Source organism: Nocardia pneumoniae NBRC 100136 (assembly GCF_000308755.1).
GTDB lineage: Bacteria > Actinomycetota > Actinomycetes > Mycobacteriales > Mycobacteriaceae > Nocardia > Nocardia pneumoniae.
The window spans coordinates 36,365-48,767 of the sequence record NZ_BAGF01000058.1; the positions used below are offsets into that span (position 1 = coordinate 36,365).

Below are 12,403 nucleotides of genomic sequence, written 5' to 3' on the forward strand. Positions count from 1 at the left end.
CCTAATTGCCGCTCGCACACGCGCTGTCCCGCTGCCCCGCATTGCTCGAGCCGATCGGTCCATCTCGCGGGCGGCGAGTACCTTCATGCGATACCCGGCGGCGAACCGGTCCGACAAACCGATCCCGTTCGAACGCTCACTGTTCCGACGTCGCGGGCGCGAGTGTGGTGGTGGCGCCGATGTTCGACAGCGCGAGTGGGAGGCGGGCCCGGACTTCGAAGCCGCCGTCGGCGCGGGGACCGGCCGACACCTCGCCGCCGACGGCGACCGCCCGCGCCTGCATGCCCGCGATGCCGTGGCCGCCGTTGCCCACCGGGCGGGTGGCCGTGGCTCCCGGGCCGTTGCCGACCGTGAGCAGCAGGTCCGCGCCGCACGCAATGCGCACCTGGACCGCGGCGCCCGGTGCGTGGCGGGAGGCGTTGGACAGTGACTCCTGGGCGACGCGATAGAGGGCGAGTCCGGTGGTCTCCGGGATCGTGTCCAGCGCGCCCTCGACCGTCCAGGTGACCTGGACTCCCGCGCGTCGCGCGCCCTCGAACAGGCCGACCACGTCGACGGCTTTCGGCTGCGGCGCGTGCTCGGGCAGTTGGCCGTCGCTGCGCAGGACGCCGAGCATGCCGCGGATCTCGTTGAGCGCCTCGCGGGCCGTGGCGCCGATCGACTCGAACTCGGCGCGAGCGGCCGGGGTGACGCCCTCGACCCGGTAGGGCGCGGTCTGGGCCTGGACGACGACCAGGGACATGTGGTGGGCGACCACGTCGTGCAGGTCGCGGGCGATGCGGGCCTTCTCCTCCAGGATGGCCCGGCGGGCCCGCTCGAGTTCGTTCTCCTCTTCCTGGCGCACCAGCTGTCGCCGCGACAGCACCAACCAGCGGATGAGCAGCCCGAACAGCACCAGCGCCGCGAGCGCGATCGGCCAGCCCCACGCGGCGCTCGCGAACGCCTCCCCTTCGCCGGGCATGGTGGTCGCGAACAACAGCGCCGTCGCGGCCCAGGCGACCGCCACGATCTGTCCCTGCGCGCGCACCGCCACCGCGAACAGCAGCACCAGCAGGCACAGCACGTGCACGACCTGGAACGGCAGCTCGTTGTTCGGCTGATGCGGAATGGCCAGCGCGATCACCAGCGCCGAGCCCGCCGAGATCGCCCACCCCAAAGCCGGGTTGATCCGTACCAGCAGCACCGGCAACGCGGCCAGCGCCGCGATGAACGGCTGCGCGGCCGACGGCACCGCGTGGGTCAGATGCAAGGTCGGCCAGGCCACCGAGTACCAGATCAGCGCGACCAGCAGCGTGCCGAGGTCGAACCAGGTGCGTGCGTCCAATCGCCGCGCCCAGGCACGACTCTGTCGATTCATGCCTACGACACTAGAAACCTCCAGCCGACCGCGGCCTCATACGCAGGGGTGATTTCTGACCCGCTACCCCGGTGCGACACCGGTACGGCCGCTCCCCCGACGGCGCGGCGCGGGAAACCTCCCCGGGTGTGAGGCGCCCGCGCGAACGCATTCCCTAACGTCGTCGCCATGAGCACACCGACCAGCGCAGGACCCGTGACCCGGTCCGCATCGGCCGCAGGAGCCCGAAAGCCTTCCGCCACAACTTCTTCCGTTACCGGACCGACGCGACGCTACGCCGCGCTGACGGCGACGGCGTTGACCACCATGGCGGCGACGGCGTTTCTCGCACCCGCGCCGCAGGCCGCCGCGGCGGCCGCGCCGGTCGAGAGCGCGCAGGCGAGCGCCGCCGTCGCCGAACTGACCGCGGGTGGTCCGGGCGCGCTCAGCGTCATCCCGCCGGACTTCGTCGCGTCGTTCGGCTACCGTCCGAGCGCCGTGGACGGCCTCGTGGTGAATCCACGGGGCGACTGCTCCTCGCCGGTGACCTTGCCCGCCGAGTTCGATACCGCGTGCAAGGCCCACGATCTGGGCTACGACCTGCTGCGCTACGCCGACCGGAGGGGCGAGCCGTTGGGGCCGTGGGCTCGGCAAGCTCTGGACGCGACGCTGGACCGGCAGATGCACGAGGCATGCGCGACCCGGGTGGATCCGTTCTCCCGCGCTCGCTGCGATGCGATGGCGTCGATCGCGAACACGGCGGTCGATTTGAATTCCCGTCGCCAGGACTACGGCGCGCCGGTGGTCGAGCACCTGCTCGGGGCCGCGGATTCCGATTCGACGGCGAGCTGGCAGCTGCTCGGAGTGCTCGCCGCCGGAATCGCCGGAATCGGCGCCGTTCTCACCGTGCGCAATCGGCGGCGCGGGGGCGCGTTCGCGGCGAATACCACTGGGGTATCAGGGGTTCGGAGATGACAGCTGCGCTCCACTGGGCTACCACACCGTGCGGGGCTGTGCGCCGGATCCTGCCGCCACGGATCGGCACGACACTCGGGACCGGGATCGGCGTCCTGGCATCATTGGCGCCCGGGCTGCTGCCCCGTACGCCCAGCGCCCAAGCCGTGCTGACGGGGCTCCTCACGGCGATCACGCTCGGCGTCGCGGGGGTCCTGCGCGTCATCCTGCGACGGTTCGGTTTCGACATCGACCAGCGCCACGGCTGGGTGCGGCTACCCCTGCTGATCGCGATGTCGGTGCTGATCGTGGGTGCGGCGGCGAACGCGGGCCACTGGCAGAACCGGCTGCGCGCGGCGATGGGAACACCACGGATCGGAACGGACTACTGGTTGCGGTGTGCGCTGGGCGCTGCGCTGATCGTCGGGCTGTTCGTCGGCACGACCCGCTCGATCGCCTGGGCACTGCGCAGGCTGGGCTGGGCGCGGGGAGTTTCGCTGACCGCGGTCCTGGCGATTCTGCTGTATCTCGTCGGTGTGCCCGCTGTCGTCGGGTGGCGGGAGTCGGTGTACGCCAGCGCCAATGCCGAGCTGGATCCCGCTCTGGTCCGGCCCCTTTCGCATACTGGGTCGGGTAGCGCCGCGTCGGCGGTGAGCTGGTCGTCGCTGGGCGCGCAGGGACGTAAGTTCGTCAGCGACGCGCCGGTGCGAGCCGTGCGGGTCTACGTCGGGGTGGCTTCGGCGCCGGACCTGGACAGCCGCGTCGCCTTGGCGATTCGGGAACTGGAGCGTTCCGGCGGCTTCGCACGCTCGCATCTGGTCGTCGCGGTGCCGACCGGGTCGGGGTGGATCGACGCGAACGCCGTCGCGGGATTCGACCAGCGCTTCGATGGCGACGTGGCGCTGGTCGGTCTGCAGTACTCCTATATGCCGAGCTGGGCGACATTCGTGTTCGGCCGCGACGCCGCGGTCGCCGCCGCGCGCAGCCTGTTCACCGCCGTGGAGAACCACCTTCGGGGCCTGACGCACAAGCCGAAGCTCTATGTGTACGGCCAGAGCCTCGGCGCGCTGGGCGGCAACGCCGTCTTCGCCGACGACGCCGACCAGGACAACCGAACCTGCGCGGCGCTGTGGGCCGGACCCCCGGCCAACCACGTCCACCACGGCGGCGCGACCGTGCTGGCCAACACTTCCGACCCGGTGATCCACTGGTCGCTCGCACAGCTGTGGCGCGCTCCGGATCTCACCGGCGCCAGGGTCGACGCTCCGGTTCCCCAGTGGCTTCCGCTGATCAGCTTCGCGCAGACCACGGCCGACCTGCTCGCCGCTCTCGACGCTCCTCCCGGGCACGGCCACCGCTATGGGTTCGACCAGGGGACCGCCATGGGCGTCTGCTGAGCCGCTCCCACCCGCATTCGTAGAACGTGTTCTAATTTCCTCATGGCCTTTGTCATCGACCTTGCCGTCGACATCGATGCTCCCGCCGAGCTGGTCTGGCAGGTGATCACCGACCTCCCCCGCTACGGCGAATGGAATCCGTTCGTCTCGGAGTGCCGCAGCTCCCTGGTTCCCGGCGAGCCGATCGACATGCTCGTCCACCTCTCCGGTGCCAGCCCGCGCAAACAGCGCGAATGGATCCGCTCCCACACGCCCGGCCGCGAATTCAGCTACGCGATGAAACCGGTCCCCCTCGGCGCGCTGCACAGCCTGCGCTCACACACCGTGACTCCCCTCGCGGACGACCGCACCCGATACGAGTCGCACTTCGAACTCGGAGGATGGCTGCATCCCGTGGTCGTCGCGCTGCTCGGCAAGAATCTGCGACGCGGCTTCGAGGGCATGACCGAAGGCATCCGCGAACAAGCCGAGTCGCTCAGAACCGCCTGACAGGGCTACACCCTCGCCCTCCGCACCTTCGCGTCGCATCCTGTCCGCGAGATCACCCCACGATAAGCGGCGTGGCAGTTCGCAGCGTCAACGGGACCATGACACCGGATGTGGCGACCGCCGACCTCCAGAACCATCGCCAGGACACTCCCGCCGAAGTCGGGTGCGGCCTCGTCATGCGCGAGGAGGAATTCATGCGCGCATATGGGCCAGTGCCGCATCGAGAGCCGCATCGGCATAGGACTCGGTGAGCCCGCCGAGACCCAGTGACCACCGGGTTTGGATCGGGCCGAGCAGCAGATCGATCGCGAGCTCCAGATCCAGGCCCGCGCGGAGTTCACCCGCGTCGACGGCGGCGGCGAGCCGGTCGGCGATGGCCGAGCGCTGCGGCAGCAAGAGGCGTTCGCGGTAGGTGGCGGCCAGCTCCGGGTCCTGCTGGATCTCGATGTACAGGGCGCGGAGGAAGGATTCGTACCCGGGGTCGGTCAGCGCGGCGATCGAGCCGCGCAGCAATTCGCGCAGATCGGCGGCGACGTCGCCGGTGTCCGGCAGCGCGAGCCCCGCGGGGCCGGAGTCGGATTCGAGCATGGCGTCGAAGACCACCGCTCCCTTCGACGGCCACCAGCGGTAGATGGTCTGCTTGCCGACACCCGCACGGGCCGCGATGGCTTCGATGCTCAGTTTCACGTAGGGCAGCTCGCGGATCAGCTCGGCGGCAGCGGCGAGAATCGCGGCGCGGGCCCGCTCGCTGCGCCGCGCGGCGGTGGGCCTGTCGGGCATGCCGTCACCCTAGCAGTCAACGAGACGAAACGTCTCGTATTGACAAGGCGTTGTTCCGCTCGGCATAGTCGCAAACGAGACGGAGCGTCTCGTGACGAAAGGATCTTCCGTGACCAGAACCTGGTTCATCACCGGCGCCAACCGCGGACTCGGCCGGGCGTTCACGACGGCCGCGCTCGCCGAGGGCGACCGTGTCGTCGCGACCGCGCGGAACCCGGAGTCCATGGCGGGGCTCACCCACGACCGACTCACCGTGCTGCCCTTGGACGTTCGCGACCGCGAGCGCGTGACCGCCACGGTGGACAAGGCGTTCACGCTGATGGGCACGATCGATGTGATCGTGAACAACGCGGGCTACGGCCTGGTCGGCGCAGTCGAGGAACTGACCGAAGCTCAGATCCGCGACCAGATGGACACCAATTTCTATGGCGCGCTGTGGGTTTCGCAGGCGGCCGCACCGCGTCTGCGCGCCCAGGGCCGCGGGCACATCGTGCAGATCTCCACGGTCGGCGCCGTGGGCAGCCTGCCGCTGTTCGGCATCTACAACGCCAGCAAGTGGGCGCTGGAAGGTCTCAGCGCCGCACTCGCCGACGAACTGCGTCCCTTCGGCGTCCGGGTAACCCTCGCCCAGCTGGGCGGCTTCGACACCGACTGGGCCAAGTCGAGCATGCGGTTCGCCACCGGCATTCCGGCCTACGCGGACCTGCGCACCGCGATCCTCGGCATGCCCGACTATCCGACGGCCGCACCCGCCGACGTCACGCCGACCGAACACAGCGGACCCGACCCGGCTGGCGAGCCGGGGGAATCCGCCGCTCCCCGAGACGACTCGGCGACGGATACCGACGCGCCCGGCACCGAATCCGAATGGATCGAAGCGCCGCCGGAAGTCGGCGCCGCAGGCCTGATTGCGCTCGTGAACATGCCGAATCCCCCGCTTCGCAAGATCATCGGCCCAGGCGCGCACCAGATGGTGTCACTCGCACTGGGCCAGCGACGCCAGGACTACGCGACCGACCCCGAATTCAGCTGGCCCGCATAGGTCCGGCCGCTCCCGCACGCTCAGCCTCGCAAAGCTGCTCGGTTCTTCACCCGGAACCGAGCGGCTCCGCGAGGACCAGCGCGTCAGGCGACGGGGCCGCGCGCGGCTTCGTAGGCGGCGCCCACCCGGTAGAGGCGGTCGTCGGCGAGGGCGGGGGCCATGATCTGGAGGCCGACGGGCATGCCGTCGTCCTGGCTCAGGCCGGACGGAACCGACATGGCCGGGTGCCCGGCCAGGTTGGTGGGCAGGGTGCACAGGTCCGACAGGTACATGGCCAGCGGGTCGTCGACCTTCTCACCCAGCTTCCACGGGGTGAACGGGCTCGTCGGCGAGACGAGCACGTCGACCTGCTCGTAGGCCTTGTCGAAGTCGCGGGCGATGAGCGTACGCACCTTCAGCGCCTGGCCGTAGTAGGCGTCGTAGTACCCCGCCGACAGCGCGTAGGTGCCGATCATGATGCGCCGCTTGACTTCCGGACCGAACCCGGCCGCGCGCGTGGCCGCCATGACCTGCTCGGCGCTGTGCTGCCCGTCGTCGGCCACACGCAGGCCGTAGCGCATGGCGTCGAACCGCGCCAGGTTCGACGACACCTCCGACGGCATCACCAGGTAGTAGGACGCCAGCCCGTATTCGAAGTGTGGACAGGACACTTCGACCACCTCGGCGCCGAGATCCTTCAGCACCGCCACCGCGGCGTCGAACGAGGCGAGCACGCCGGGCTGGTAGCTGTCGGAGTGCAGTTCCTTCACAACACCGACTTTCACCCCGCGCAGATCGCCCTGCGCCCCCGCGCGCGCGGCGGCCACCACCGGCGGCACCGGCACATCGCGGGAGGTGGAATCGCGCGGGTCGTATCCGGCGATCACCTCGTGCAGCAGCGCGGTGTCCAGCACCGTCCGGCCGCACGGACCGCCCTGGTCCAGCGACGACGCGCAGGCGACCAGGCCGAAGCGCGACACCGTGCCGTAGGTCGGCTTGGTGCCGACGGTCGCGGTCACGGCGGCGGGCTGGCGGATCGACCCGCCGGTGTCGGTGCCGATGGCCAGCGGCGCCTGGTTCGAGGCCAGCGCGGCCGCGGAACCGCCGCCCGAGCCGCCCGGGATGCGGGTGGTGTCCCACGGGTTGCGGGTCGGTCCGTAGGCGGAGTTCTCGGTGGAGGAGCCCATCGCGAACTCGTCCATGTTGGTCTTGCCGAGGATCGGGATGCCCGCGGCGCGCAGCTTCGAGGTGACCGTGGCGTCGTACGGCGACACCCAGCCCTCGAGGATCTTCGACGCGCACGTGGTGGGCATGTCCGTGGTGGTGAATACGTCCTTGAGCGCCAAGGGAACTCCGGCCAGCGGCGAGGCGGGCGCGGCGCCCGACGCGATCGCGGCGTCCACCTCGGCCGCGGCCGCCAGCGCCCGCTCCGGCGCGACATGCAGGAAGGCGTGGTATTCACCGTCGACCGCGGCGATCCGATCCAGATGCGCCTGGGTGACCTCCACCGAGGAGAGTTCGCCGCCGTGGATCTTCTCGGCCAGCTCGGCCGCCGACAGCGTGGTCAGGTCCGATGCCGCGCTCATTCGGCCTCTCCCAGGATCTGCGGCACCATGAACCGCTGCTCTTCCACCGCGGGCGCGCCGGACAGCGCTTCCTGCGGGGTCAGTCCGGGCACCACTTCGTCGGGGCGGGTCACGTTCGTCGCCGGGTTCGGCGACGCGGTGGCCGGGACGTCGGCGGCGGCGACCTCGGAGATGGTCCGCACGTGGCTCAGGATCGAATCCAGCTGTCCGGCGAACTGATCCAGTTCGGCGTCGGACAGGGCGAGCCGGGACAGCCGGGCGAGGTGTGCGACCTCGTCACGGGAGATGGCGGGCACCGCGGGACCCCTTTCGGCTTCGGTTCAATAGTTCAGACCGGCTCCGCTCACGGCGGACGGCGTTCAGCATGCGCAACACGCTATTGCGTGTATGACATGCAATAGCTTAATGGCGCGGCCGAACGCACTCCGCCGCAGCCCGGACGGGGCCGCGCCGAGGAGAGGCATCCGGCTGATCACCGGCGACGACCGTCCCATCCCGGCACCCCGCGCTACGTCCGACCGGGCGGGCCATCCCTGCCGAGCAGGCAGCTGGCAACCACGCCCGTCTCACGACACGAATTCCCCGAATAGCCCGACACGCCGCCTTTGCTCGAATCTTCCCAGTGGCGTGTGTCACTGGAGGCGCTTCGACTCGATAACCGGCCCGTAGGGGTGTAATTATTGCGTTACCCGGGTATCCGTTCAGAACCTCGGCCGCCCAAGGAAAGGAACGCACGTGTCGTATCTACTCCGCGTGCAACTTCCGGATCGACCGGGAAGCCTCGGTTCGCTCGCTCTCGCACTCGGCTCCGTCGGCGCCGACATCCTGTCGCTGGATGTGGTGGAGCGGGGCGCCGGCTACGCCGTCGACGATCTGGTCGTCGAGGTGCCCGCGGGCGCGCTGCCCGACACCCTGATCACCGCGGCCGAATCGCTCGGCGACGTGCACGTGGATTCGATCCGCCCCTACTCCGGCGTACTCGACACCCACCGGGAACTCGAACTCATCGATCATGTGGCCAGCGCCCGCGACGACCGGCTACAGGTGCTGGTCGACGGGGTGCCACGGGTCCTGCGGGTCGGCTGGAGCACGATCATCGACGTCGGCCCGCACGGCGCCTACCGGGTGGTGGGGAGCCCCAGTGCGCCGCAGACACAGGCGGGTTCGGCACCGTGGATGCCGCTGGAGAAGCCCACCGTGCTCGATCCCGAGGCCGACTGGGTGCCGCAGATCTGGCGCGACATGGACACCAAACTGGCTGCCGCCCCACTCGGCAACACCGGCAAAGTCCTGCTGCTCGGCCGCCCGGGCGGCCCCGACTTCCGCCCCTCCGAGGTAGCCCGCCTCGGCTACCTCGCCGGCATCGTCGCCACCGTCCTCGGCTGACTCCCGTTCCCTTGCGGCGAGTGGCACGTCGCTGCGGCAAAGTGCGAGAAGGCCCCTCCGTGGTGTGCCACTCGGCGTTATGCCGCCAGGTGGAGGGGTAGGCGGAGGACGTGGAGGGGGTCGCCGAGGGTGGTGTGCCAGTCTCGGCTGGGGATGGGGAGGAAGCCGAGGCGGTCGTAGATCCGGCGGGCCTCGACCATGGCGGGCATGGTTGTCAGGGCCACGGCGGTGAATCCTTCCGCTCGGGCCAGCTGGATCACGGTGCGCACCAACGCGCTTCCGGCGCCGAGACCACGCGCCGACTTCGCCACGGCGAGCATGCGGAACTCGAGTTCACCCGGCAACGCGGTCTCCGCGTACGGGGTGCCAGGGCGGGCGACGGTCAAGGAGCCGACGATCCGGTCGGCGTGGGTGGCGACGAGGATCTGGGTGGAGGCCGCGCGGCGGGCCGGATCGGCCAACTCCTCCACATAGGGGCTGTTCGCGCGGACATAACCCTCGCCGACGTAGACCTCCACCGTCAGCTCCCCGACGGCGCCGTACTCCTCCGGTGTCGCCGTCCGGACGACGACGCCGGTGTCCCGCACATCCATACCCGGCATGATGCCACCAGCCGTAGTGGGGGCTACGTCACGTCCGGCTGAGAGATCTGCCACCGTTCCGGCTTGCCCGCGGGATAGACGACGGTGAGCAGATCGCCGATTTCCGGCCAGGAGCTGGTGTCCCAGGTGAAGCGGCCGTAGACGACCGTGCCCGGCACCGAAGGGCCGGTGAGGTTGCCCGTGATGGTCACGTACTGCTCGCCGGGGAGGTCGGGGCGCGGGCTCACCCCGGTGATGTACAACGTCCCCTGCTCCGGGTTCGTCGGCCGGACGCCCGTGCGGCCGCGGAGGGCGAGCACGATCATCGACGCCAGCGCCGCGGTCAGGATTACCAGCGAGACGAACTCCAGCATGCCCCCATGCTAGGTGCGCGCTACACCGGCGCCAGCTCACTGGTGCCGTGACCGGTGCGCCGAACCTGCCACACCGAGCTGCGGGTGCGTTGCGAGCGGCCGTTGCCCCGATCGATGAGCCCGCGATTGCTGGTGGTGAAGATCAACTGCGCGCCATGGGAATTGGTCTCCGGATTCTGGAACAGCTGGATCAGCCGATCGGCCTCCTCGGCGGGCAGGCATGCGCCGATGTCGTCGACGGCGAGGACCCGGCCCGCGTCCAGCGCATCGAGCATGGCCGGTAGCACCCGCAGCAGCGACAGCGTCGCCGACGATTCGTCGCGGATGTCGAACGGGTTGGGGATGCCGTCGTGGACCAGGCCGAGGCCGACGCCGCGCCGGGCCACCATCCGCGCGTACAGGGCGTCGCGGGCGGCCTTCAGGTTGGTCAGCTCACGGTCGAGCAGGACGCCGGTGAGGCCGTTGTCGCGCAGCAACTGGTCGGCGTAGCCGGGTGAGGTGGCGCACAGCTCGATCTGTTTGGCCAGCCCCGCGATGTCCGCGTCCAGTTCGCGCAGGTAGTCGGCGTACATGGGGTCGTTCTCGGCGAGGAGCAGATCGGTGATGCCAAGGTCGGCGGTGCGCAGCAGCATCAGCAGTCGGGCCGCGTTCTCCGGCGATCGGGACAGGTGACCGCCCAGCCGGTGGGCGATGGCGTCCGGCTCGGCGGGGCCGTGCTGGACCTCGAGCATGGAGTCGAACCATCGGTACGCGGGCACCAGCGCGTCGGAGTACATCTGCCCGGCCAGGCTGAGCAGCAAGGCGTTCGGACGGACCAGCGGCACCAGCGCCGCGATGCCGTAGCGAGCCGCCTCGAACATCGGGCCGATCTTGATCTGTTCCCCGCTGCGCTCGAACACGATTCGCTTGCGCGAGCGCGGGTGGGTGTGCAGCCATTCCGCGCTCACGTCGGCGTTGTCCAGCCGGAACCCGTAGGTGTAGGGCACCCCCTCGGCGACGAACGCGGCCACGAATTCCGAAGGCCGATCCGGGAATCCGAGATGCGGCGCCCGCACCGGCCCCGCGTACGGGTCCCACCCGGTGACCGAGTGCAACACCGCGTCCCGCATCTGCGCGAGCGCATCGATCAGGTTCGTCTTGCCCGCCGCGGCGCCACCGTGAACGGCCGTCACCGGCACGGCCACCGGCCCGCTCCCCTTCGTGAACCGCAACTCCTGCTTGTCGGCCAGCGATCTGTGATTGGTCACCTGAAAACTGCGCAGCATGCCGCCATACTTCCGTCTGCGCCCCAACCCGGCGACACCAGGCCGGTCGTGTCCGCGATCCGCCGGTGAGCACGACTCGTCGAATACACGCGTGCCAACCACACACCCGTTCCCGACGCGCGGACAGGCCCTGGATCAGCAGACCTGATCATGGCCGCAACCTCCGCGGGACAAGCCTGCGATCGATAGCTCGGCGCACGGCGGCGCGGTACCCTGAACCGCATGACCGGGGCTTCGATCGCCTACCGCTGGACGCGCAGCGAGTTCCTGCGCGCGTGGGAGGCGGGCGCGTTCGACCATCGCGTAGAACTCGTCGAGGGGGAGGTATGGCCCGTGGTAATCGGGTCTTGGCACGGCCGGGCAGTGTTCCGCATCGCGCGAAAACTTCCGACCGACGGTGTCGAGGTGACCGGTGAGACGTTACCTACGGCCCAGTCCCTGCCGGATCCTGATTGCTGGGTTCTGCGCGCCGACGCGGATCAAGTCGATTCGATCGGTTCGAAGATCGCCGTGTGGGATCCGTCCGACGTACTGCTGGTCATCGAAATCTCCGACGAGACGGTGATGCAAGACCTCAGCGTCAAGGCGAAGCTTTATGGCCGCGCTGGATACTCGGCCTACTGGGTGGTCACCAAGACGGTGATCTACGAGCACACCGAACCGACAGCCACCGGATACCGAACGCGCAAGGAGTATCGTCCCGGCGACCGCATCCCGGTGCACTACGCGGGCACCGAGCTTGCCGTGGACGAGCTGTTGTCCTCCCCGTAGCGGGCACCTATCGCCAGGACAACTGCCGTGATAGCGGGTTAGCATGCCTGCACGCTGCGGTCATCGCGCGGCGTACTGCCGAAGTTGTTCGATGGGATGAGGGTATCGATGGGACCGACGGTTCGTCGTCTTGTGGTGGGAAGCTCCGTCGTGGCCGCGCTCGCGCTGGGCACGCTGGTCGTGGCGCCGGACGCGGTGGCCGACGCGCCGTGTCCGGAGGGCACCGCGCGCGTGTTCCTGGCCGACAGCACCAACACCTGCCAGGGTGGCGGGACGGTCAGCTACGACCCGCCCGGCGTGGTGTCGAAGGTGTGCTCGACGGCGACCGCCGATGTGACCGCCGAGGCCACGTTCAAGAATCGCCGTGGGAAGCTGATCACCCAGAAGCTCGAGCTGAGCAGCGGCCGCTGCGGACGGTTCGACATCGCGGGCCAGCTCGGCGCCACAGTGACGGTCAGCTGAG

At 69.7% G+C, this 12,403-nt stretch carries 14 protein-coding genes; 7 read left to right on the forward strand and 7 right to left on the reverse strand.

Translation table 11 applies throughout. The features are described 5' to 3' along the window. Nucleotides 1–136: 136 nt before the first annotated feature. Nucleotides 137–1,357, reverse strand: coding sequence for a sensor histidine kinase (locus ON34_RS18545; protein ID WP_051022823.1), 1,221 nt, complete (start codon nt 1,355–1,357; stop codon nt 137–139). A gap of 168 nt (nt 1,358–1,525) precedes the next feature. Here ON34_RS18545 and ON34_RS18550 point away from each other — a divergent pair, with 168 nt between their 5' ends. The 3 genes from ON34_RS18550 to ON34_RS18560 are packed head-to-tail and all read left to right on the forward strand — an operon-like array spanning nt 1,526 to nt 4,176. After that, nucleotides 1,526–2,311 carry a hypothetical protein gene (locus tag ON34_RS18550; protein ID WP_051022824.1) on the forward strand — a complete coding sequence of 262 codons (786 nt, stop codon included), beginning with the start codon at nt 1,526–1,528 and terminating at the stop codon, nt 2,309–2,311. Then, a complete protein-coding gene (locus tag ON34_RS18555) occupies nt 2,308–3,687 on the forward strand; it encodes an alpha/beta-hydrolase family protein (protein WP_051022825.1) in 1,380 nt (459 codons plus the stop codon). Before ON34_RS18550 ends, ON34_RS18555 begins: the two co-directional genes overlap by 4 nt. 42 nt (nt 3,688–3,729) lie before the next feature. Continuing rightward, nucleotides 3,730–4,176 (forward strand): SRPBCC domain-containing protein, encoded by a 447-nt coding sequence (locus ON34_RS18560; protein WP_040780882.1) that lies wholly within the window; start codon nt 3,730–3,732, stop codon nt 4,174–4,176. A gap of 192 nt (nt 4,177–4,368) precedes the next feature. On the opposite strand, the gene ON34_RS18565 is transcribed toward ON34_RS18560, so the two are convergent. Next, nucleotides 4,369–4,956: a TetR/AcrR family transcriptional regulator gene (locus tag ON34_RS18565; protein WP_040780884.1), complete on the reverse strand. Its 588-nt coding sequence runs from the start codon at nt 4,954–4,956 to the stop codon at nt 4,369–4,371. A gap of 109 nt (nt 4,957–5,065) precedes the next feature. Here ON34_RS18565 and ON34_RS18570 point away from each other — a divergent pair, with 109 nt between their 5' ends. Continuing rightward, complete coding sequence (locus ON34_RS18570; RefSeq protein WP_040780886.1) at nt 5,066–5,998, forward strand: SDR family NAD(P)-dependent oxidoreductase; 933 nt, start codon at nt 5,066–5,068, stop codon at nt 5,996–5,998. Nucleotides 5,999–6,081: 83 nt separating this feature from the next. Here ON34_RS18570 and gatA read toward each other — a convergent pair whose 3' ends face one another. Both gatA and gatC read right to left on the reverse strand, forming a co-directional pair. Then, entirely contained in the window at nt 6,082–7,563 is a 1,482-nt protein-coding gene (gene gatA / locus ON34_RS18575; protein WP_040780888.1) for an Asp-tRNA(Asn)/Glu-tRNA(Gln) amidotransferase subunit GatA, read from the reverse strand. Further along, nucleotides 7,560–7,859: an Asp-tRNA(Asn)/Glu-tRNA(Gln) amidotransferase subunit GatC gene (gatC, locus tag ON34_RS18580; RefSeq protein WP_040780891.1), complete on the reverse strand. Its 300-nt coding sequence runs from the start codon at nt 7,857–7,859 to the stop codon at nt 7,560–7,562. The genes gatA and gatC overlap by 4 nt, the downstream gene beginning before the upstream one ends. 439 nt (nt 7,860–8,298) lie before the next feature. Here gatC and ON34_RS18585 point away from each other — a divergent pair, with 439 nt between their 5' ends. Next, nucleotides 8,299–8,949, forward strand: coding sequence for an ACT domain-containing protein (locus tag ON34_RS18585; RefSeq protein WP_040780894.1), 651 nt, complete (start codon nt 8,299–8,301; stop codon nt 8,947–8,949). Nucleotides 8,950–9,026: 77 nt separating this feature from the next. Here ON34_RS18585 and ON34_RS18590 read toward each other — a convergent pair whose 3' ends face one another. The 3 genes from ON34_RS18590 to ON34_RS18600 are packed head-to-tail and all read right to left on the reverse strand — an operon-like array spanning nt 9,027 to nt 11,169. Continuing rightward, nucleotides 9,027–9,551 (reverse strand): GNAT family N-acetyltransferase, encoded by a 525-nt coding sequence (locus ON34_RS18590; protein WP_083889536.1) that lies wholly within the window; start codon nt 9,549–9,551, stop codon nt 9,027–9,029. 23 nt (nt 9,552–9,574) lie between these two features. Further along, a complete protein-coding gene (locus tag ON34_RS18595) occupies nt 9,575–9,904 on the reverse strand; it encodes a hypothetical protein (RefSeq protein WP_040780901.1) in 330 nt (109 codons plus the stop codon). Between the two features lie 20 nt (nt 9,905–9,924). Next, nucleotides 9,925–11,169: an AAA family ATPase gene (locus tag ON34_RS18600; protein ID WP_040780903.1), complete on the reverse strand. Its 1,245-nt coding sequence runs from the start codon at nt 11,167–11,169 to the stop codon at nt 9,925–9,927. A gap of 222 nt (nt 11,170–11,391) precedes the next feature. Here ON34_RS18600 and ON34_RS18605 point away from each other — a divergent pair, with 222 nt between their 5' ends. Together ON34_RS18605 and ON34_RS18610 are read left to right on the forward strand one after the other, a co-directional pair. Then, nucleotides 11,392–11,940, forward strand: coding sequence for a Uma2 family endonuclease (locus tag ON34_RS18605; protein ID WP_040780906.1), 549 nt, complete (start codon nt 11,392–11,394; stop codon nt 11,938–11,940). A gap of 135 nt (nt 11,941–12,075) precedes the next feature. Then, on the forward strand, nt 12,076–12,402 hold the full coding sequence (locus ON34_RS18610; RefSeq protein WP_157172332.1) for a hypothetical protein: 327 nt from the start codon (nt 12,076–12,078) through the stop codon (nt 12,400–12,402). Nucleotide 12,403: the final 1 nt, after the last annotated feature.

Excerpts from the sequence above, each read along its gene's own strand:
- ON34_RS18605 (WP_040780906.1), top strand. The coding sequence starts at position 11,392 with ATGACCGGGGCTTCGATCGCCTACCGCTGGACGCGCAGCGAGTTCCTG.
- ON34_RS18545 (WP_051022823.1), bottom strand. The coding sequence starts at position 1,357 with ATGAATCGACAGAGTCGTGCCTGGGCGCGGCGATTGGACGCACGCACC.
- ON34_RS18555 (WP_051022825.1), top strand. The coding sequence starts at position 2,308 with ATGACAGCTGCGCTCCACTGGGCTACCACACCGTGCGGGGCTGTGCGC.
- ON34_RS18595 (WP_040780901.1), bottom strand. The coding sequence starts at position 9,904 with ATGCTGGAGTTCGTCTCGCTGGTAATCCTGACCGCGGCGCTGGCGTCG.
- gatA (WP_040780888.1), bottom strand. The coding sequence starts at position 7,563 with ATGAGCGCGGCATCGGACCTGACCACGCTGTCGGCGGCCGAGCTGGCC.
- ON34_RS18560 (WP_040780882.1), top strand. The coding sequence starts at position 3,730 with ATGGCCTTTGTCATCGACCTTGCCGTCGACATCGATGCTCCCGCCGAG.
- ON34_RS18550 (WP_051022824.1), top strand. The coding sequence starts at position 1,526 with ATGAGCACACCGACCAGCGCAGGACCCGTGACCCGGTCCGCATCGGCC.
- ON34_RS18600 (WP_040780903.1), bottom strand. The coding sequence starts at position 11,169 with ATGCTGCGCAGTTTTCAGGTGACCAATCACAGATCGCTGGCCGACAAG.
- ON34_RS18565 (WP_040780884.1), bottom strand. The coding sequence starts at position 4,956 with ATGCCCGACAGGCCCACCGCCGCGCGGCGCAGCGAGCGGGCCCGCGCC.
- ON34_RS18590 (WP_083889536.1), bottom strand. The coding sequence starts at position 9,551 with ATGCCGGGTATGGATGTGCGGGACACCGGCGTCGTCGTCCGGACGGCG.